This window comes from Flintibacter sp. P01028 (genome assembly GCF_041925235.1).
Taxonomy (GTDB): Bacteria; Bacillota; Clostridia; order Oscillospirales; family Oscillospiraceae; genus Lawsonibacter; species Lawsonibacter aceti.
On the sequence record NZ_JBHEVC010000013.1, the window covers coordinates 1 to 21,423 of the forward strand.

General features: G+C 56.1%; 18 protein-coding genes. 9 read left to right on the forward strand and 9 right to left on the reverse strand.

Annotated elements, in window-relative coordinates; genetic code table 11:
• Window positions 1-2,540 (forward strand): hypothetical protein (locus ACEVJK_RS13815; RefSeq protein ID WP_374740830.1); only part of this gene is annotated, 2,540 nt, incomplete at its 5' end.
• Between the two features lie 6 nt (window positions 2,541-2,546).
• Here the strand turns inward: ACEVJK_RS13815 and ACEVJK_RS13820 are convergent.
• Complete coding sequence (locus ACEVJK_RS13820) at window positions 2,547-3,209, reverse strand: hypothetical protein (protein WP_374740831.1); 663 nt, start codon at window positions 3,207-3,209, stop codon at window positions 2,547-2,549.
• Window positions 3,210-3,711: 502 nt separating this feature from the next.
• Here ACEVJK_RS13820 and ACEVJK_RS13825 point away from each other — a divergent pair.
• The 7 genes from ACEVJK_RS13825 (at window position 3,712) to ACEVJK_RS13855 (ending at window position 10,748) form a co-directional block, all read left to right on the forward strand.
• Window positions 3,712-4,626 carry a prephenate dehydrogenase/arogenate dehydrogenase family protein gene (locus tag ACEVJK_RS13825; protein ID WP_147572389.1) on the forward strand — a complete coding sequence of 305 codons (915 nt, stop codon included), beginning with the start codon at window positions 3,712-3,714 and terminating at the stop codon, window positions 4,624-4,626.
• Window positions 4,627-5,085: 459 nt separating this feature from the next.
• Window positions 5,086-6,261: a cation diffusion facilitator family transporter gene (locus ACEVJK_RS13830; protein WP_374740833.1), complete on the forward strand. Its 1,176-nt coding sequence runs from the start codon at window positions 5,086-5,088 to the stop codon at window positions 6,259-6,261.
• Between the two features lie 105 nt (window positions 6,262-6,366).
• Window positions 6,367-7,059 carry a response regulator transcription factor gene (locus ACEVJK_RS13835; protein WP_147572387.1) on the forward strand — a complete coding sequence of 231 codons (693 nt, stop codon included), beginning with the start codon at window positions 6,367-6,369 and terminating at the stop codon, window positions 7,057-7,059.
• Window positions 7,060-7,100: 41 nt separating this feature from the next.
• Window positions 7,101-8,537 (forward strand): sensor histidine kinase, encoded by a 1,437-nt coding sequence (locus tag ACEVJK_RS13840; protein ID WP_374740834.1) that lies wholly within the window; start codon window positions 7,101-7,103, stop codon window positions 8,535-8,537.
• A gap of 30 nt (window positions 8,538-8,567) precedes the next feature.
• A complete protein-coding gene (locus ACEVJK_RS13845) occupies window positions 8,568-9,812 on the forward strand; it encodes a S1C family serine protease (protein ID WP_262669999.1) in 1,245 nt (414 codons plus the stop codon).
• A 136-nt stretch (window positions 9,813-9,948) separates the two neighbouring features.
• On the forward strand, window positions 9,949-10,452 hold the full coding sequence (locus ACEVJK_RS13850) for an NUDIX domain-containing protein (protein ID WP_374740835.1): 504 nt from the start codon (window positions 9,949-9,951) through the stop codon (window positions 10,450-10,452).
• Window positions 10,453-10,505: 53 nt separating this feature from the next.
• The gene (locus tag ACEVJK_RS13855; RefSeq protein WP_186852880.1) at window positions 10,506-10,748 is read left to right on the forward strand and encodes a hypothetical protein; all 243 of its coding nucleotides are present in this window, start codon (window positions 10,506-10,508) and stop codon (window positions 10,746-10,748) included.
• Window positions 10,749-10,789: 41 nt separating this feature from the next.
• On the opposite strand, the gene ACEVJK_RS13860 is transcribed toward ACEVJK_RS13855, so the two are convergent.
• From ACEVJK_RS13860 to ACEVJK_RS13880, 5 genes are all read right to left on the reverse strand, one after another.
• Complete coding sequence (locus ACEVJK_RS13860) at window positions 10,790-11,722, reverse strand: LCP family protein (protein WP_240286472.1); 933 nt, start codon at window positions 11,720-11,722, stop codon at window positions 10,790-10,792.
• A 374-nt stretch (window positions 11,723-12,096) separates the two neighbouring features.
• Complete coding sequence (locus ACEVJK_RS13865; protein WP_262669997.1) at window positions 12,097-13,563, reverse strand: hypothetical protein; 1,467 nt, start codon at window positions 13,561-13,563, stop codon at window positions 12,097-12,099.
• Window positions 13,560-14,066: an RNA polymerase sigma factor gene (locus ACEVJK_RS13870; protein WP_240286467.1), complete on the reverse strand. Its 507-nt coding sequence runs from the start codon at window positions 14,064-14,066 to the stop codon at window positions 13,560-13,562. The genes ACEVJK_RS13865 and ACEVJK_RS13870 overlap by 4 nt, the downstream gene beginning before the upstream one ends.
• Before the next feature lie 108 nt (window positions 14,067-14,174).
• The gene (locus ACEVJK_RS13875; protein WP_147572379.1) at window positions 14,175-15,188 is read right to left on the reverse strand and encodes an alpha-hydroxy-acid oxidizing protein; all 1,014 of its coding nucleotides are present in this window, start codon (window positions 15,186-15,188) and stop codon (window positions 14,175-14,177) included.
• Between the two features lie 81 nt (window positions 15,189-15,269).
• Complete coding sequence (locus tag ACEVJK_RS13880; RefSeq protein WP_374740836.1) at window positions 15,270-16,961, reverse strand: Na/Pi cotransporter family protein; 1,692 nt, start codon at window positions 16,959-16,961, stop codon at window positions 15,270-15,272.
• 348 nt (window positions 16,962-17,309) lie between these two features.
• Here ACEVJK_RS13880 and ACEVJK_RS13885 point away from each other — a divergent pair, with 348 nt between their 5' ends.
• Entirely contained in the window at window positions 17,310-18,005 is a 696-nt protein-coding gene (locus ACEVJK_RS13885) for a YjjG family noncanonical pyrimidine nucleotidase (protein WP_374740837.1), read from the forward strand.
• Window positions 18,006-18,064: 59 nt separating this feature from the next.
• Here the strand turns inward: ACEVJK_RS13885 and ACEVJK_RS13890 are convergent, their stop codons facing one another.
• The 3 genes from ACEVJK_RS13890 to ACEVJK_RS13900 all read right to left on the reverse strand — a co-directional run.
• Complete coding sequence (locus tag ACEVJK_RS13890) at window positions 18,065-19,660, reverse strand: ABC-F family ATP-binding cassette domain-containing protein (RefSeq protein ID WP_374740838.1); 1,596 nt, start codon at window positions 19,658-19,660, stop codon at window positions 18,065-18,067.
• A 332-nt stretch (window positions 19,661-19,992) separates the two neighbouring features.
• Entirely contained in the window at window positions 19,993-20,667 is a 675-nt protein-coding gene (locus ACEVJK_RS13895; RefSeq protein WP_374740839.1) for a hypothetical protein, read from the reverse strand.
• Window positions 20,668-20,847: 180 nt separating this feature from the next.
• On the reverse strand, window positions 20,848-21,423 hold a 576-nt coding region (locus ACEVJK_RS13900; RefSeq protein ID WP_374740840.1), incomplete at its 5' end, for a hypothetical protein.

Below are 21,423 nucleotides of genomic sequence, written 5' to 3' on the forward strand. Positions count from 1 at the left end.
AGATCGGCACTTATGCCGACAACGCTGACGACTCCATGGTCATCAACAAGACCCTGAGCGCCCAGGCGATTCTGGTCACCGACAGCGACTATTTTGATTATAACCGCAAGGATCTGGCCGACGACGGCGATCTGAATCTGTACATCAACGGCGACGCGGAGTTTGAGAATGGCGACTACGCTGATCTGTCCAGTGTGACCCTGAAGGCTGGCGACCAGGTGGAGCTGTTCGAGAATGATGACAAGAAGGTTGAGACCATCGCCATCATCCGCTACTCCCTAGCTTCCATCAAGGAGGTCGAGGACAGCCTGTCCAGCACCTACACCAACAAGGGCGCTACTTATGCCATCACTCTGGAGACCCTGAGCGAGTCTGGCATCGGCGGCACCTACTATGACGTGTATGACGGCGACTCCACCAAGGAGCTGACCGGCTTCAACGCCGACACCTACACCGAGGGCACTGTTTTGGCCGTGGCCGTGAACGATGCTGAGACCATTCTGGACTCCGCCGTAGCGGAGAGCGTCTCCGGCACTATCTCCAACTACAACAGCGGCTCCAAGGCCAAGGTCACCATCGACGGCGCTGACTTCCCCCTGCACGCCCTGGTGGATACCAGCAACAACACCAATGTGGCCATGGGCTCCCTGACCCTGGACCTGAACGACAGCGAGTACACCGTCTACCTGGACAAGAACGGCTATGTGGTGGGTATTGACGAGAGCGGCGCCGCCAAGATCGAGGACGTGTACTACGTCACCGGTATTGTGAAGGATGACAGCCGGTACACCAACTACTATGCCCAGGCCGTCTCCCTGTACGACGGCACCGTCACCGACTTCAAGCTGAACAGCTCCTCCAGCGAGAACACCGCTGCTTTTGGTGCCAGCTGGACTAGCTCCGTGTCGGCCGGTTCCCTTGCTACCACGCTTTCTGGCCTGTACACCTTTGAGAAGGACGGCAGTGGCTACAACGCCGAGGTCTACAACACCTCCAACGACAGCACCTATTATGTGTTTGCCGGCACCGGCATGGTGAGCGGTACCGGCAGCGCCAATGCGGCCAAGGCCGCCGGCGCTCTGGCCAACGATCTGGCCCGGGATGACGGCAACATGACCATCGGTTCCGACAAGGTCTATCTGAACGACAACACCAACTATGTGAAGATCGAGACTCCGGGCAGCGAGATCGATGTGGACTTCGTTACCGGCGGCACCTCCGTGGACAAGGCGACCGGCACTCTGAAGGCCCTGGCCATTGCCACCAAGTCCAGCAACAACTATGTGGCCTCCTATGTGGTCCTGGTCAACACTGTCGCCTTTGCCAACGCCAGCAGCGATGACGTGGTCTTCGTCCACGAGCGCTCCAACAACCGCACCTCCTACACCGACGGCGATGACAAGAACCAGACTGCCTACATGACTGAGCTGTACTTCATGGACGGCTCCGGCAATGTGGAGACTGTCATGGTGAAGGGCTCCGCCAAGGCCGTGGGCTTCTACACCTGGGAGATCAACGATGACGGCGTGTACGAGCTGACTGCGGCTAACAATGATACCGCTCTGAGCAACGGGAACACCGCCGGCGATTCCTGGACCTATGATGACGAGACCGGCTGGGTCGGCGGCAATCCTTTCAGCGGCGACACCTTCGGCACCGGCGCCAAGCTGACCGGCATTTTCAACAACGCCCTCAGCGCCAACGGCACCTCCAACGACGGCAGCTACACTGATACCATTACCCTGAATGACGTCAACTTCGCTGAGAACGTCATCATTGCCGATGACCGCGGCAGGGATGACCGGGATGCCAGCGCCTACAGCTCTGAGATCACCAGCGTGTCCCAGCTGAAGACCGCCATTGACAAGGACAACAGCGATGTCTACGGCGTGGTCTATGTGGACAACGAGGAAGTCATCATGGTCTATGTCACCAGCATGACCAACACCACTCCTGACGATACCGCTGAAATCACCGATGTGAAGCTGGACGGTGTGTCTGTTCAGACCTATGCGACAGCAGAAAAGGCCGTGGAGAACGCCATCGTGAAGAAGGCTGGTGTCTCTGTCACCTTCACCGCCACTGTTGACGACGCTGATGATACTGCTGCCTACTCCGTGATGCAGGATTATGAAGCTGCTAAGACTGAAGATGGCACCGGTGCTACCTTCACGGTCACTGCAACCGCTGGCAAGTATGACGTAGTGAAGATCACTGCTACAGCAACAGATGGCACAGAGAAATCCGTGTTTGTTGCGATCAAGACTGAGAACCTCTACAAGATTACCGTTGATAACAACTCTAGTGCCGATGTCCGTGTCACAATTGACGATGTCAGCAAGACGGTCGCCAAGAGCAGCGGACAAGAAGACGTGATCGACAATGCCGTGTCCGGCAACAGCTATGTCCTGACTTTGAAGGTTTCCGGTAACGCCACTAAGACTGTTGCCGCTAGCGGCGCCAACATTTGGGATAACGGCGACGGAACTTATGAGATCAGTGATATCACTGGTGACGTGACTGTAACGGTCACTGACTAAGTGTGATCATCTTACGCCGGCAACTGTTTTAGCATGATCCAAAAAAAGGCCCCGCTCCTTTAGGAGCGGGGCCTTGCTTCTCATTTTTTCCACCTGTAGACCCGCACTCTGGTGCCGGAGGGGATGGTGGTGATATTTCCTTGCCCCACAATGTTTGGGAGGTGACTTGGGCGGCGGAGAGTTCCAGCCTGACATATATGTTTCGGTGCTGTCGGCTGAACTGGGGGGTGGGGTAGCCTTGGTGGCCGGACATAAGTATAGTCCGATGAGCCGCACAGGCACTGTCTCAAATGGATATAAAAGCAGGACTCGATCAGCTCTTGGGGGGCATCGCTCAGTGTGATGGACACCAGCCGTCCCGCCTCGTTTTGGCCATACCAATAGCCGGAGGTAAAATCCAGTGGTATAACTGGCCCCGAGGACCGGGTCCAGCCGGATCTCCAAGCTGTCATACTTCGTCAGGTCAAGATCACTGACATCCAGATCGATTTGGCTGCCTGACTTGCTAGAGATATAATCCAACAATTTTGTGTAAAAAAGTTTCCCCTCTACATCGGTCAGGCGGGCCGCCAGCGAATCCGTCGTGGCTGTGTCCGCCTTGCCCCGGAGCACCCTGTCCTCCGTTTCCCATTGGTTGATCTGGTAATTGGTGGTTTTGTTGGTCGACATGATAGCTTCCTCCTTTAATTATTATTCTAAGAGTTTGGGCGGCGCACCACTGGGAAAAGCTGCCCTTACGACAGGGCCGGGAGAGCAGTGCAGGGATGCACAACGCCCCTTTCCCATGTCCCGCCCGTCATCCGGCGGCTGTCGGTATTCGGATGGCCAGGCACGGTTGGAACGAAGGAGGGGCCATAAATTTTGGACGGCCAGGGCCCAGCGGCCTGCCTGATTTCGGGCACCAGATTTTCCCCAAAGGCCCTCGGTAGTGCGTCCCCCGGTGGTGGCGGAAGCTCCTTCCACCTCGCACCTCCCTCCACAGGGGGAGGCTTTGGACTGCTGCCCAAGCCCTCTCTATCCAACACAAAAAACCGCCCTGAAATGGGACGGTTTCCTACATTTTTTTGGAAATTACAGTGCCCTTCTGCCTTGAATACCATCTTGATTTCAGCGGGCAAATGTGATACAGTTCCGTTATTCACCGGACACGGTGTGGAAACGAGGTTATATCATGAAAAAGCGTCTGGTCATTGTGGGGCTGGGCCTGATCGGCGGTTCCCTTGCCAAGGCCCTCCGGGGCTTTGAGGACTATGAGATCATCGGCGTGGACGTGAGCCAGCCCACCCTTCGCTACGCCATGGAACAGGATATCGTGGACCGGGCCGAGGCGGACCCAGTCCGGGCGCTGGCGGAGGGCGACCTGGTATTTTTATGCCTCCATCCCCAGGGCATCGTAGAATTTATGACCGAGCACCGGGACCATTTCAGGCCTGGCTCCATGGTGACCGATGTGTGCGGGGTAAAGGGGGCCATTTTGAAGGGGGCCGGGGTACTGCCTGACACTGTTTCCTTTGTGGGAGGGCATCCCATGGCGGGTACGGAGTTCTCCGGCATTCAGCACGCCCTGGCCAATATGTTCCACGGGGCCCACTATATCCTAACCCCGAATAACCAATCCAGCCCGGAGCATCTGGCTCTTATGGAGCGGCTGGCTCGGTACATCGGCTGCGCGGATGTGGTCCAGACCACGGCGGAGCGGCACGACGCCATCATCGCCTACACCAGCCAGATGATGCACGTTATCGCCGTTTCCGTGTGCGACGACCCTAGCCTATTCGACTATCAGGGCTTTGAGGGGGACTCTTTCCGGGGCTGCACCCGGGTGGCCGCTCTGGATGTGCCCCTGTGGACCCAGCTCTTCTCCATGAACGCTGAGGCCTTGGGCCGGGCCCTGGAGCAGTTGGAGGAGAACATCCGACAGTACCGTCAGGCTATCCAGTCCGGGGACCTGGAGGGGTTGAGCGAGAAGCTGGCCCGCTCCTCCGCACGGAAGCGGAAAATGAACCGGATGGAGGCCAGCAGCGGCGCTGTGGGCCGGGACCGCTGGGAGGGTTCCAGAGATGGGGCCACGACATCGGAATCCTGAACGACAAAGGCCCCTGACCAGGAAGGTCAGGGGCCTTTGTCTGTGTGTTGTAAAAGGGAGGAGAAAAAGGAAGATATCTTGAGTACGGATTTATCATAAAATAGAATTAAGGCAATACTGTGTCCTCCCCATGAATTTTTTGTAAACACTGTCAGCCCTATAAACGACGAAGACCTCCGGCATGCCGGAGGTCTCCATCTGTGTGTTGTAAAGGAGAGGGAGAAATGGAAGATGCATTTTGTTCCCTTGGAACGATTTTATCATAGAATAGAATTAAGGCAAAACAATGACCCTGGTATGAACAGTTTGTAAATACTTCTCTCCGGCCTTCCAAGAGGACGGAAAAATTTACCTGTCCGGCCCCGCCTTTTTCTTGACGGAGGCCAGTTGCCGTGGGATAATAAAATGATACAGATCAATCCGGTCATCCTTGGCCGGTTCGGGAGGCATCTGTCAGCTATGAACTTTTTGATCCGTGCCTGTCTGGGGGGCGGCGCGCCCCAGGCTCCTGCCACCAGGCTTCGCTGCGGCACCATCTCCGGCGCCGCAGGCATCTTTCTCAATGTGCTGCTGTTTCTGGGTAAGGTGATCGCCGGCACGCTCACCTCCTCTGTGGCCATGGTGGCTGACGCGGTAAATAACTTATCTGACGCCGCGACCTCGGTGGTCACCCTCATCGGCTTTCGGCTCGCTGGCCAGGAGGCGGACGAGGACCACCCCTTCGGCCACGGGCGCGTGGAATATATTGCCGGACTGATTGTGGCGATGGCTATTCTGCTCATGGGGGTGGAGGTGGGCCGGTCTGCCCTGGAGTCCCTGTTCGGCCAGTCTGAAACTCAATTTTCGCCAGTGGCTCTGGTCATTCTAGCGGCGGCCATCCTGGTGAAATTTTGGATGTACTGGTTCAACCGCGGCCTGGGCCGGGCCATTGACTCCGCCGCCATGGAGGCCACCGCCGCAGACTCCCTGTCCGACTGCCTGTCCACCGGCGTAGTCCTTCTCTCCACCCTTGCCGATCATTTCTGGGGGCTTCAGGTGGACGGATTGGCCGGCCTGCTGGTGGCCGCCTTTATTCTCAAGACAGGGTGGGAGGCCGCCAGGGACACCCTGGACCCTTTGCTGGGGCGGCCCATGGACCCGGAGCTCGCCGCGGACATCGACCGCATCGTGCTGGGCCACGACCACATTCTGGGCATCCACGACCTGGTCTACCACGATTATGGCCCCGGTCGAGCCATGATGTCCTTCCACGCCGAGGTCCCAGCGGACGGAGATTTTTTGGAGCTCCATGACATTATCGACCATATCGAGCGGGAACTGAAGGAGAAGCACCACATTGACACCTCCATCCATATGGACCCGGTAGTGTGTGACGACAGCACCTCCGCCCTTCGAGAGCAGGTGGCCGCCATCGCCCGGAAAATCGACCCCGTGCTCACCATCCATGATTTCCGCATTACCCCTGGCCCAATTCACACTAACCTAATTTTTGACGTCATGGTGCCATATGGGTTCCGGCTGAAGGATACCCAGGTGCGGGAACAGCTCACCGAGGGAATTAAGGGGCTGTCCGGCCATTACTTCCCCGTCATCCAGGTGGACCACTCCTATGTGGCCTCCGGTGACCAGGGGTAGGGGAAATGTGGGAGCAATTTACAAATTATTCACCTAACACTGGGGTTTCGCGCTATAATAAAGGTATCCCATACACAAATTACATTGAGAAAAGAGGGTACGGCTATGCCAAAGAAGGTTTTGATCGTGGAGGATGATGGCAACATCGCCGAGCTGCTCCACCTCTATCTGGAGAAAGAGGGGTTCGAAACCCAGGTAGCCCAGGATGGCGGTAAGGGTGTAGAGCTGTTTCGCTCCTTTCAGCCCGATCTAGTGCTTCTGGATATTATGCTCCCCATTATGGACGGCTGGTCTGTGCTGAAGAAGATTCGGGAGGGGGATAAGACCCCTGTTATTATGCTCACCGCAAAGGGCGAAACGGAGGACAAGGTCACAGGTCTGGAGCAGGGCGCCGATGACTACATTGTCAAACCCTTCGAGATGAAAGAGGTGCTGGCCCGTATTCATGCCGTTCTGCGCCGTACCATGGGGGAGGAAGAGCAGACCAGCAAAAAGCTGACCTTCGATAAGCTGGTCATCAACCTGGACTCCTATGAGCTGTTGGTAGACGGCCAGCGGGTGGATACGCCCCCCAAGGAATTGGAGCTGTTGTTCCATCTGGCCTCTGCTCCCAACCGGGTATTTACCCGAAACCAGCTTCTGGATGAGGTATGGGGCTTCGATTATTTCGGTGACAGCCGGACTGTGGACGTCCATATCAAGCGGCTTCGGGAAAAGCTGGAGAATGTCAGTGACCAGTGGCGGCTGAAGACTGTTTGGGGTGTGGGTTATAAATTTGAGGTGGGCGGAAATGCCTGAACCCGCTGACATCGGATGGATATGACAAACTGCCTAAGGAGGTGAAGCCTTTGCGTTCGTTATATAAACGTCAGCTAGCTATGATGGTGGGGATCGTCGCGCTGTCCTTTACTCTTCTGTCCACCGCCTTTATGATGCTCTCTTACCGCTATATCATTTCAGAGAAACGGGACGCGATGGAACGCAATGCCGGCTATATCGCTATGTTTGCCTCCTCCTTTTATCAGCAGCTTCGCAGTGAGCCGTTCCAGAACTATGTCGCCTCCATCGCCCTGATCTCAGATTCTTATGTGATTGTAGCCGCCCCGGATGGCGAGATCATCTATGCTACGGACGGCGTCAATTTTTATGCGTATGAAAACAGCAAAGTCCCTGAGTCAGTGGTGTCCCAGGTGCTGGAACGGGGCTCTTATGCCGGTATGACCAGTCTGGGCGGAATCTTCCCGGAGCGGCGCTATCTGGCCAGCCTGCCTATTACCGTCAGCTTGAATAACCTGTCAGTCACCCAGGGGCTGGTGCTGGTGTCTGCCGACGCCTCCAGCCTGGCGGAGATGTGGTCGGCCACCGCCACCATTTTCTTTTTTACCGCTGTGGTGGTGCTGCTGATTGCCTTTGTCGCCAGCTCCCTCTTTTCCGCCCACCAGGCCCGGCCTCTAAACGAGATGGCCGAGGCAGCCCGAAAATTTGGCCGTGGAGAGTTTGATGTCCGGGTCACCAGCTATGAGGGGCGGTGTGATGAGATCAGCACCCTGGCTGAGGCGTTCAATACCATGGCCAACTCCCTGGCCAAGGTAGAGAGCCAGCGATCAGAATTTATTGCCAATGTATCCCACGAACTGAAGACCCCCATGACCACCATCTCCGGCTTTGCCGAGGGAATCCTGGACGGGACCATCCCGCCCGAACGGGAGAAGGAATCTCTACAAATCGTGGTATCTGAAACCAGGCGATTGTCCCGGTTAGTCCGGCGGATGCTGGATCTGGCTCGGCTCAACGCCCTGACAGAGAACACCGTCACCGCCCAGGAGCAGTTCGATCTCACCGAGGTGGTGTCCCAGGTTATCATTAGCCTGGAGAGCAAGATTACCGGCCGGAATTTGGATGTAGACGTCCAGATGCCCGACGAGAAGCTAATGGTCTGGGGGGACCCGGATTCCATCACCCAGGTCTGCTATAATCTTTTGGACAACGCGGCGAAGTTTGCCGCCGCCGGTACTGCTATCACTGTCCAGATTACAAAGAAGGATGGGAAGGCTTACACCACCATCCGGAATCTGGGCTCTACGATCCCCAAGGATGAACTGCCCCTCCTTTTTGAGCGATTCCACAAGGCAGACTACTCCCGCTCCATGGACCGGGAGGGTGTGGGGCTGGGGTTGTATATCGTCAAGACGATTTTGGGCAACCTAAAGGAGACTATCACAGCGACCAGCGAGGACGGCGTCACTCAGTTTACCTTTACCCTGACGTTGGCCTGACATTTGGACATCCCGGTTTGGAGGGAGTTTATGGACAACAAACATGACGGTCTCTGGCAGGGCGGCCCCTGGGAACAGCCCAGCCAGCCGGTGCCCAACCTGCCCTACATCCCTGTCCCAGCAGCGGGGATTCCCGTCCTGCGCCCCAGAAAGAGGAGGAGAAAGTGGCCTTGGATCACCGGGCTGGCCATTTTGGTCCTTGCCCTGTGTCTGCTTACTGTTGTGCTGGGGCGCCACCTGTCCTTCTCTTTGAGCGGGCCGGGTTATCTGCCCGCAAACCCAGGGGAGGACTGGTGGGCCCAGCAGGAGGAATACAGCACTGACCCGCCGAACATCCGGCAGGCGCCCACGGGGACCGGGGTGACCCTTCCGCTCCAGGCAGCTGCCGGACCGGCGCTGACCTATACCCAGATCTATGAGAAGAACGCCCCCTCCATCGTGTCCATCGAGTCCCAGAGCCAGTCGGAATATGGCACAGGTACAGGCATCATCATGACGGAAGACGGCTATATCATCACCAATGCCCATGTAGTAGCTGGCGCTGACGAGGTCCGGGTCGCCCTGTCGAACAACAGCGTTTTACAGGCCAGCCTGGTAGGATTCGACGCGGATGAGGACTTAGCGGTGTTGAAGGTGGATGCCTCCGGACTGACTCCGGCGGAGTTTGGGGACTCCGCCGCGCTGCGCATCGGCGATCCGGTCGCCGCCATCGGGGACCCGCTGGGCTACCGCTCCACCATTACGGACGGCATCATCTCCGCCCTGGACCGGGAGGTAGAGGTAGATGGCACAACCATGGTGTTGATCCAGACCAGCGCGGCTATCAACTTTGGCAACTCCGGCGGCGCCCTTATCAACCAATATGGCCAGGTGGTGGGGGTGACCACCATTAAGATCGTCACGGAGGACGGCTCTGCCGAGGCACTGGGCTTCGCTATCCCCACCACGCGGGTGAAATATGTGGTGGACCGGCTAATCGACGGACAGGTCATCCACACCGGAGTCTTCGGCTTTACTGTGTACACCTTTCCCGCAGAGGGCGGGGGCCTGGAGATCATGGATGTGACCCCATCCAGCGACGCCTACGCCAAGGGCATCCGCCCCGGCGATATCCTATTGGCCGCCAACGGCCAGACCATCACCAGCACCCAGGATCTGACCCGGCTGAAGCAGTCCCTGGGGCTGGGCGATACGGTATCCCTGACCTATCTCCGGGATGGACAGAGCTACACAGTAGATGTGGCTCTGGTAGACCCGCAGGAAGACAACAGATGACCCTTCAGCGGGGTTGTCCAGCCGGCGCTTACACGGGAGAATACCTCCCTGGTGAGGGCCGGCCTTCTCATGTTCTTAGTTTTTGGTTGCCCTAGACCGGACATCATGGTATACTTTGAGAGAAAAGAGGGATCGTATGATCAATACCACCCTGTGCTATCTCCAGCGGGGCGAGGAATACCTCATGCTCCACCGGGTCAAAAAGGAAAACGATCTGAATCAGGACAAGTGGATCGGTGTAGGAGGCAAGTTCGAGGACAAGGAGAGCCCGGAGGACTGTGCCTTGCGGGAGATACGGGAGGAGACCGGCCTTACCGCGACAGGCTACCGCTACCGCGGACTCGTCACATTCCTCTCCGACCGCTGGCCCACTGAGTATATGCACCTGTTTACTGTCCACAGCTGGACAGGTGAGCTGAAGGAGTGCGACGAGGGGGATCTAGAGTGGGTCCCCAAAGCCAGGCTAAAGGAGCTCCCCCTTTGGGATGGGGACCACATCTTTCTCGACCTTTTAGACCAGGAGGCCCCCTTCTTTTCCCTGAAGTTGAGCTATGTGGGGGACAAGCTGGTGGAGGCCGTTCTGAATGGCCGGCATCTGAAGGGAGGGCCTATGGGCGGGGACCTTAGCTACTCAGAATGAGGGTGCGTGCCCTGCACGAGTCCTTGTTTCCAAGACAGAAAGGAGGGTTGAGCATGAAGCCTGAATACGCCAATACCTTTGGTATCCGCAAGGTGTCGGACAAGGACGGAGAGGTCCTGGAGGTCACCTTGGATATCGCCTATAAATATATGGAGACCGCCATGACCGTCACACCAAAAGGGATGGAGAATATCTCCACGCCCGCCGCTGACTATGTGGCCTCCATCGTAATGAACCGGCAGAGCGCCATCTCCCTACGCAATCTGCTGATTCAGACCCTGGGGACTGAGCCGTAAAAAGAGAGCGGATACAGAAGTATCCGCTCTCTTTTTATCTCTTATGACTGGGGCAGGTGGAGATCCGCCTCGGTCAGAGGGGTGTCGTAGGGATTGACCAGCTCATTGAGCGTTGGCAGGATATCCTCCGCCTGGTAGAGGAAGCAGTATGAAAAGCCCTTATAGGTCTTGGTGCCGTCTCCCTTTAGCGTGTCCTGGCGGATCCCAGTGGAGAGATCTACCTGGAGGGCCTGGGTAGCAAAGTAGATCATTTCCTCCAGCTCCAGGTCCGTTTTAACATAGGTCTGGAAAATCTTGATAAATTCTGTTACCCTTGTGACTGAGTTCCAGGACACCACCTTCTTGGCCAGTTGGGTCAGCAGCTGCCGCTGCATCTCCCCCCGCTGTACATCACTGTACCACTGGTTAGCCCTATAATTGGGACTGTCCTCATTGTCGTGGCGGTAGCGGACCGCCTCCATGGCGCCCTGCCCGTCCACCTTGTGGACCCCCTTGGTAAAATGAATATGCAGATTCTGGTATGGGTCATCGTAGTTCATATCTAAGGGGATATCCAGTTCTACGCCGCCCAGCTCATCCACCAGGGCTATAAAGCCCTCCAAGTCCACCAGAACGTAGTAGTCAATGGGGATGCCAAAGGTGTGCTCGATCTCTTCCTTCAATACGTCCGGCCCTGCCCCGTAGAAAGCCCCGTTAATTTTGGGATTTTTGCGCCAGGTCCGCTCCACCGCCGTGTCCCGCGGGATGGAGATCATTCCCACTTTCCGATTTGGAATGTCAAAGCTGACCACGATGATGCTGTCCGTGTTGCCACTGTCCACGTCTTTGCCCAGTAGGACGAAATTATACACCAGCTCCCGGCGCTGGGGCCCCTGAGGCGTGCTAATATCGGTATCTCCGCTCCCATCCTCCTGCCCCCCGTTGATCACGGGGGTCGGATCAGGGGTCTGGATTGGGGGCGGCTTGATGGTCATTGTCCAGCCCACATAGACGGCTACGATTACAGCGGAGAGAAAAACCAGGAATTTATAAAATCCCCAGAATAAGGATTTGTGCCCGCTGCCTTTCCTGGGCGGCCCTCCCCGGCGCTGGGGACGGGCCGGCTCCCGCCTGGGTGCTGTCCGGCGAGCACCACCCTGGCGGGATACGCTGACATATTTTTCTTCCAGGGCGATCCTCCCCCTTCCCGTGCGAATACCCTTTCAGTATAGCGGTTTCGTCTGCCTTCGACAAGGGGGAAAGAGGTGTATTCATAAAAAATTAAATTTTTCCAGCCCCGCCCCAAAACTTTGACAGAGCGCGGTCGGGGCATACAGGCAGGCATCCGCCTACTGAATCGACCCGGAGTTCACACCAATGTTTCCTCCACCAGCGCCCATACCTGGTCTATGGAAAGCCCCTTGCAGGAGTAGGTCACCAGGGCTCCGTCATCATGGAGGACGGAAAAGCTCACACGGGGGCCGTCGGAATCCCCCTGGTCAGCCAGGGTATAGGCCCTGGCTTCCACTATCTCCCGGCTCATGTCCACTGCCCGGAACACTGGGGAATGGAAGGTGTCGTAGTATTCTTCCGGCACACTGTCCGCCCAGGGGATGGAGTACAGGCGCACATCGTAGGTTTCTGGCCGGGCCGTATCCACCAGATTTCCCCACTCCGCATCTCCCTCGGGCAGCTCCACCCGGATAGTCACATCGTCATATCCCCAGCTCCAACGCAGGTACAGTGTGTGCTCGCTGCCCTCCTGGTAGGTCATCCTGCTGTAGAACTCGTCATAGCCGGAGAGATCTTCCGCAGGAAGATAGGAGACGAAATCCACCTCCTGCCGGGCATCCTCCAGGGAGGAAAATTCCGCCGCCCGCCACTCCGGCACCTCCTCCGCCTTCAGCAGGTGGTCCAGGTACAGGCCGCCGTCCTGGGACAGGGCCTGCCGCACCAGCAGGGCATTGAACATCTGTGCGCCTCCCTGGACCAGCGAGGCACTCTCTCCATATTCCGAACCAAAAATTCCACCTGAATTTTCAAACCGGACGCCCACCTCTCCGGCCATGAACTCGCTGCAGCAGGTATAAAGGCCGCCTTCTTCTCGGCTCCAGCCGGTGACTGGGGTCCCCATCACATCGGTACTCTCTACATCGGAGTAAAGACCGCACTGGAAGGGCAGCTCCCCCGGCCGCAAGGTCAAGGTAAAAGAACTGTCCGCCTCCTCATTTTCCCCCCAAATATTCAGCCACAGCAGGCTCCCGCTCCTGTCGTACAGGGCCGAGCCAGTGAGTGTGTAGCCCTGCCAAAACAGCATCCAGGGCAGATTTCCTGAATCGTTTTTTGGGTTTTCTACCTCCGGCTTGCCCTCTGGCCCCCAAAAGGTCCTTTGGATCTGCTCTTTTGTCAGTTCCTGGGAGAAAGAACCCTCTATCAGATACCGGGCCGGGGCGGCGTCCGCCGCCAATTCTCCGTCCACCCTCTGGTAGTTCACATAGGGAATACATGGCAGCATCATTTTTTCTCCGTCAGGCCCCTCTGCCACAGTGAACCCAGACGGGGGTTCCTCCCCAGGGCCGTAGGTGTCTTTGATCCCTGGATAGATGGCGTCGGCAGCCGTCTGTCCCCCTGGCGGGGCTGGTTGGGCCAAATGCCACACGCCCAGTCCCAGGGCCAAGGCACAGCAGGCCGCCAACGCCCCCCACCTGTGTCCCCACCTTGTCCGACTGGTGACTGCCCGGCCTGTTGACAGACTATTTTCTCCCAGGGCCAGGAGCCGTTTATGGGTTTCCTGGGAAATTTCCTGCCGTTCAAGATACGATTTGTAATATTTCATTCAAATTCTCCCTTTCGTTGTCCGCCTTTGCAGTCCTCTTCTGACTCCAGCAGCTTCTTCAGCCTCTGTCTGGCTCTGGTCAGACGGGAGCGGACTGTGCCCGGCCGCTGTCTGGTCATATGGGCAATCTCCCGAGTGGAGTATCCCGCATAGTAGAAAAGATGGATGACCGTTCGGTCCTCCGGGGGGAGAGAAAACAGCTCCTCCAGCTCTGCCCTCTCCTCCAGGGCGGGGGCGGGCAGCGTGTCCGGCAGGGGGCCCACCCGCCGCCAAGCGAGTCTAAGGCGGCTCTTACAGCCGTTGACCAGCACCCGCATCAGCCAGGCATCCGGACGATCCAGGTCCGCCGGGGCTTTTTCCAAAAATACCAGAAAGGCATCCTGCACCGCGTCCTCCGCCTCCTGAGAATCACCCAGAATGGCCAGCGCTGCCCGGTACAGGCGGTTTTCGTTGTCTGTGACTAGGGCTTCCCAATCCACCGGCCGGTTGGATATATGGGGCATAGGGCCACCTCCTTTCGTAAATTTAGACGTTTTAACAGGGCATTTTGCTGCACGGCGGTAAAAATATTTGAAAAAAGAGCCGCCCATCGGGCGGCTCCCACACTGTTTTTAAAAGATAATATCCCGGCTGATCTCAGCCAGGGAGTGGACACCGCACATGGCCATGGTGTCCTCCAGCTCTCCCTTCAGCTTCCGCGTCAGCGCCTTGACGCCCTCAATCCCACCGCCGTAGACCGCGGTGACATAGGGCCGGGCCAGGATGACCGCGTCAGCCCCCAGGGCCAGCGCCTTGCACACATCCACGCCAGTGCGGATGCCGCCGTCCACCAGGACTGTCATCTGGCCTTTTACCGCATCCGCAATGGCAGGCAGGACGGCCGCGGTGGCGGGAACTCCATCCAGCACACGTCCTCCATGGTTGGACACCACAATACCAGCGGCGCCCGCCTCCAGGGCTTTTCTGGCTCCCTTGACGGTCATGACACCCTTGATGAGAAAGGGCACGCCCGCATAGTCGATGATCTCTCGAAGTTCTGCCACCGTCTTGGAGCCCGCCGGCGGGGTCAACCCCTTCAGGAAGGGCAGTCCCGCAGCGTCGATGTCCATGGCAAATACTTTGGCGCCGGAGGCCTTGGCGTCATCCAGCTTGGCAAAAATGGTATCCCGGTCCCAGGGCTTGACAGTGGGGATCCCCTTCCCGCCGTTCTGTCCAATGGCCTTGGCGGCCCCGGCAAAGACCTCCGGGTCTGCCCCATCTCCGGTAAAGGCGGCGATCCCCGCCTGGGCACAGCCGGGGACCAGGATGTCGTTGTAGGCCAAGTCGGTGAGCTTGTCCCCGTAGTGGAGCTTGACCGCGCCCACTGGGCCGGCAAAGACAGGCAGCTCATACCTCTGGCCGAAAAAGGTATAGCTAGTGTCTACCGGCTGGTTGACTGTGATGGTATCCATATTCAGACAGATGTCCTGCCATGCCTCGTAGTTTCGGATGGCCACAGTGCCGCTACCCTTTGCTCCGGGGCCCGGCATGGTATTCTTACAGGCCCGGCCATTGCATACGGGGCAGGCTTTACAGTATGGGCCGCTGCAGGTGCGGGCTGCCTCCAGTATCTCTTGATAGGTCATAAAAAACCCCTCCTCACTTTTCTCTCCCAATCATACCGTTCTCCCGGTCATTCGTCAAGAAAAAGTGGAAGGGGTCCGTAATTACAGGCCGGTCTGGGCCTTGGTCAGCTCCTCTGCGATGTTGAGCACATGGTCGCCAATGCGTTCAAAGTCGGTGAGCAGCTCGGAGTAGAGGATGCATGCCTCCTGGTTGCAGGTGCCCTCCTTCATTCGCTGCAGCTGACCGCGGCGGAAGCTGTCGGTCATATCGTCGATCTTCTGCTCCATCTGGGCCACCTCGGACAGCCACTGGGGCTGACCGGCCTGGTAGTGGAGCAGGGCGGAGATGGCCTCCAGAGAGATGTCACGCATAGCACTGATCTCACTCTGGGCGGTTTCGGAGAAGGAGATGTTTTTGCCCACCAGCATCCGGGTATAGCCAGCCAGATTGTCCGCGTGGTCGCCAATACGCTCGATGTTGCCAGAGATGGTGAAGAAGCTGCTGACCACAGCGGAGCCTTGCTCGTTGGTTTCAATCGAGATCAGGTGAGACACATAGCGGGAGATCTCCCGGTTCAAAAAGTCGATATACTCCTCCCGCTGCTCCACCTGGACCAGCTGCTCCTGATCCCGGGCCAGTACGGCCCGGAAGCTGTCCGCCACGTTGTCCCGTGCCATGGACAGCATCCGGTTGAGCTCGTTGCGCAGTTGATCGATGACAATGGCAGATACACCCAGGCCGCCCTCTTTGCCTCCGGCTTGGATGGGGGTGAGATAGGCCAGGGTCATGCTCTCTTGGTCTTCGGTCTCCACAGCCTGGTCAGGTAGGATGCGGATAGCCAGCTTGGCCAGATAATTGCCCAGAGGAAGCAGGACCAGGGTAGTCGTGATGTTAAAGACAGTATGGGTCATGGCGATTTGAGCCATGGGGTCAGTGGGGATCAGATGGGACAAGGTCCTGCCCACCTCACCCGGAAGAACTAAGGTGCCTTCTACCACGGCAGCGATAGGAAAGAGAACAAACAGAGTGGTAAAGATCGCGGTGCCAATCAGGTTGAACATCAAGTGGATAAGAGTAGCCCGCTTGGCATTCCGGTTGGTACCGATGGCTGCCAGCACGGCGGTGATACAGGTGCCGATGTTCTGACCGAACAGGACAAAAACTGAGCTGGCATAGCTGATCACGCCGCTGCTGGCCAGAGCCTGGAGGATACCCACCGAGGCGGAGGAGGACTGGATGACGGCAGTAAAGGCCGCGCCGGCCAGGATTCCCAACAGAGGATTAGAGAAGGTGGACATGATACGGATAAAGGGTTCGGAATCCCGCAATGGAGACATGGAGGAGCTCATCATGCCCATTCCGATAAACAACACGCCCAACCCGGCCAGGATCTGGCCGATGTGCTGGAGCTTCGGCTCCTTGATAAAGACCATCAGCACCACGCCCACAAAGGCAAACATAGGGGCCAGCTCACCCACATCCAGGGCAATGAGCAGGCCGGTAACCGTGGTACCAATGTTGGCGCCCATGATGATCCAGACCGCCTGGCCCAGAGTCATCATCCCGGCGTTTACAAAGCCTACCACCATCACTGTGGTAGCGGAGGAGGACTGGATGACAGCGGTGATGGCCGCACCCACCAGCACGCCCAAAAAGCGGTTGGCGGTAAGCCGCTCCAGAATACTCTTCATCCGTGCGCCGGCGGCAGCCTCCAGGCCGGAACTCATCATCTGCATCCCATGCAAAAACAATGCCAGGCCGCCCAGCAGCCCCAATATTTCTGAAATGCCCATCTCTTTCTTCCCTTTCTCTCGCAGCCCTTCCCGGCAAGAAAAAAGACACAGCCCGCGCCTGAATGTTCAGGAGCAGGTCATGCCTCATATCCTCTTCCTCCGCTGATCTGGTACCAGTCGGCTGGCTGCATCATGACGATTTCCTCTTAGTCTTTCAATTTTTGGCAGTATTTATTATAAAATCCCCCGTGTCAACCGTCAACAGATTTAACACAGGTTTAACATTTCTTTACGAAAAAGAGACGCATCCTTTTTGAGTATGCCATAGGCAAGAATTTTCTTGACTTTTTTTGCGGGACCGATATCATGGTATCCATACCATATATCCAAATGGAGGGGGATCTCAGGATGATCCAAGTCATTTTATGGGATATCGACGGCACACTGCTGGATTTCGGCCTGGCAGAGAAGGCGGCGATCCGGGCCTGCTTTATCCGCTTCGGCCTGGGGGAATGCCCTGACGATATGCTGGCCCGATACTCGTCTATCAACCAGAAATATTGGAATGCCCTGGAGCGGGGAGAGTTGACCAAGCCCCAGGTACTGTCCGGCCGCTTCCAGGAGTTTTTCCAGTCAGAGGGCATCGAGTTCTCCGATATCGAGGGGTTTAACCACGCCTATCAGATTCAGCTGGGAGAAACCGTGGTCTTTCGGGATCACGTCTATGAGCTGGTCAGGGACCTGAAGGGCCAGGTCAGGCAGTATGCCGTTACCAATGGCACTGCCGTCGCCCAGCAGCGGAAGCTGGACAAGTCAGGGCTCATCCGGCTGTTTGACGGGGTGTTCATCTCTGAGCAGGTAGGGGCCGAAAAGCCCAGCCCAGATTTTTTCCGGGCGGTATTTAACCATGTCGGCCCCATCGCCCCAGAGGAGGTCCTGATCGTGGGGGATTCTCTGACCAGCGATATTCAGGGGGGCAATAACGCCGGTATTCTGTGCTGCTGGTACGACCCAGAGGACCGCCCTCTGCCCCAGGGACTCACGGTCCACTACCACATCCAGGACTTGAACCAGGTGAGAGAGATTCTGACGTTGTCCCTGTAAAAAAGAGCCGCTCATGGACTCCCATGAGCGGTTCTTCTCTCTGGCTGTTGCGAAAAATCTTACTCGGCCTTCTGGCTCTCCAGATACTCGTCATAGGTGGTCTTCCGGTCGATGAGCTTTCCATCGGCAGTGAAGTCAAAGACTCGGTTACATACCGTTTGGATGAGCTGGTGGTCGTGGGAGGCTACGAGCACGTTGCATTTCACGGCCTCCAGGCCCTTGTTCAAGGCGGCGATGGACTCCAGGTCCAGGTGGTTGGTGGGCTGGTCCAGCAGGAGGACGTTGGCCCCAGAGAGCATCATCCGGGACAGCATACAGCGCACCTTCTCACCGCCGGAGAGGACCTTCACCGGCTTGTATACCTCGTCCCCGGAGAAGAGCATCCGGCCCAGGAAGCCCCGGAGGTACTGCTCCTGGGGATCGGGGGAGAACTGGCGTAGCCACTGGACCAGGTTGTCGTCGTTGTCCTGGAAGTAGGGGGTGTTATCCTTGGGGAAGTAGGAGAAAGTGGCGGTCTGTCCCCACTTCACAGTGCCCTCGTCTGGCTCCATTTCTCCGGCCAGGATCTTGAACAGGGCGGTGTGGGCGTTCTCGTTGTCGCCCACAAAGGCGATCTTGTCCCCGTGGCCTACGATGAAGGACACCTTGTCCAGCACCTTTACCCCGTCAATGGTCTTGGATACGTCGGTGACAAAGAGGATATCCTTGCCCACCTCTCGGTCGGGAGAGAAGGCCACCCAGGGATAACGGCGGGAGGAGGCAGGCATCTCCTCCACCGTCAGCTTATCCAGTAGCTTCCGTCGTGCGGTGGCCTGCTTGCTTTTGGACTTGTTGGCGGAGAAGCGGGAGATGAAGTCCTGCAGCTCCTTGATCTTCTCCTCGTTGCGCTTGTTCTGATTCTTAATCAGCTGCTGCACCAGCTGGGAGGACTCATACCAGAAGTCGTAGTTGCCCACATACATCTTAATCTTGTTATAGTCGATGTCCACGATGTGGGTACATACAGTGTTCAGGAAATGGCGGTCATGGGATACCACAATAACCGTGCCTTCAAAGTCCAGCAGGAAGTCCTCCAACCAGTTGACCGCGTCAATGTCCAGGTTGTTGGTGGGCTCGTCCATCATCAGCAGATCGGGATTACCAAACAGGGCCTGGGCCAGCAGCACCTTCACCTTCAGCCGGGGGTCCAGAGTGGCCATGTCGTTGTAGTGCAGCTCCGTACCGATACCCAGCCCCTGGAGGATGCGGCTGGCGTCTGATTCCGCCTCCCAGCCCCCCAGCTCGGCGTACTCCTCCTCCAACTGGCAGGCCAGCATACCGTCCTCGTCGGTCATCTCCTCTTTGGCGTAGAGGGCCTCCTTCTCCTTGCCGATGTCGTACAGTCGCTGGTTGCCCATGATTACGGTGTCCATTACGTTGTAGGTGTCATAAGCATTCTGGTCCTGCTTGAGGACAGACATACGGATATTGGGCAGGATATTTACTTCTCCGGATGTGGAGTCCAGTTCACCGGACAGAATCTTGAGAAAGGTAGACTTGCCAGCGCCGTTGGCCCCGATGATGCCATAACAGTTGCCCCGGAGGAATTGCAAGTCCACGTGAGAAAACAGCGGGGTGCCGCTGTAATTCAGGCTTAAATCGGTGACAGTGATCATGTCGTCTTCTGCTCCTTTTCCAAATCGTCAAAATTATCCGTATATCATCTTAACATATGCGCTCCAAAAAAGATAGCACCTTTTTGATCGAAATCGTAGGCTGATTGTGGGGACAACTGTGATACCTGACCGAAAAGGCCTAAAATGCTCTTTTGCCGCCGACGCACACTTTTTTCTCATTGGTCTACCAAATGTCTACCAAAAAAAGCGGGAAAGCGCTGGGAAACAGGGCTTTCCCGCTTTTCCATTTTCTGGGTGTCTACCAGATGTCTACCAAGGGCACTTTTTCTTTGGAAAAGCGCCCTTTTTTATTTGCTCTTAGCGGGTTTTCCTCACCTTTTTTGCTGTGCAAGGGGCGTTATACTTTCCTTGCATCCTTGTATATATTGTAGCACATTTTGGTAGACTTGTAAAGGCTTTTTCTCAACCTTTTCGTAAAGGTTTTGCAAGTTTTCTCCTTCATCCCATACTTTTTGCAAACTTTTTGACCAATAGTAAGGATAGTTCTGGTCGGACATTCCATAAGGCTCTAGATCGTCCAATTTTAGGCCAAACAGGATAGCATGGTAATGAGGTCTATACGTTTTTGGACCATATTCTCCGGCCGCATAGAAGCGAATTTGCTGGTCTGGGAAGGCTTTTCGCAACCTTTTCATGAATAACTGGTAATCACGCTTCCGCAGAGTTTGTGCATCGCAAAACTCCCCTGTCGTTTGGTCGATATAGTGGGAAATAGGAACATGCCAGTCATTATAAGTCAGAGTCACAAAGTAAGCTGAATCATGCTCTTTCATCTCAAGCAGACAACGATTTGCCCACTGGCGTGAATACTCCAGTCGGCAACCAATACACTTCCCACAGGGAATTGTAATCAAGTGGGGGTCGTCAAGGAGCGGCTTCTCGGAGCCGAAGATATGATACTTGGTCTTACCGTTCTTTGTCAGATAGGGCTTACCTGTGCGGGGGTTGATATCTGGGATAGCCCAGAGGGGTTGATAACATGGCATTTAATCACCTACATACAAGACCTTAAAAGAGACGTAACAACAAAAAGACAGAGCACAACAGCAACAACCTTAAGTAAAGAACGAACGAACCTTTCTAACTCAGACATATTTACTGCCCCATTCTTTCTTTGGTGTCACTCGTGCCCATTATATCGAGAGGAATGGGCACGAGTGCAAAAACTACCAAGGCTTAATCAAACCTTTAGAGGAGGATACAGAATCAATAGCAGACTGACTCATTAAATCGCCTAATATACCTTTAAGATTATTCACGGTAGCACCAGTCATTTGAAAAAGATTATTGGGATACATCTGCGCAAAATCAAAATCAGCTTTTATACCCATCTCTTTCAACTGCTTATTAACAGAAGCATTGATATTAGCGACATTCTCACTAGAAAGATAGCCTTTATCGGCGGCATACTTACTAGCCTCTGCATGGATAGTGGCGGCAATCTTAGTTGCGGCGGCATTTGCAAGACTGCCTTTCAGATTATTATCGCTAACATACCTTTGGGCGGCGGCGGAGATATTAGCGGTACTAAGGGCCGTCTGTGCGCTTATCTGATAGCCTTTCAACTGAGTAGCAGAACTAAGCTCACCAAGATACTTGTTTACACTATTATACTTATCAGCAACCGCTAGGTTTGTCAAGGCCGATGTTGACATCTTCGAGAGTTCGGTGGTACTTGTAAGCATTGCGCCTAGCAAATTGACAAGAGCAGAGCTCCCGGAAGTGTCCGTGCTTCCCATCGC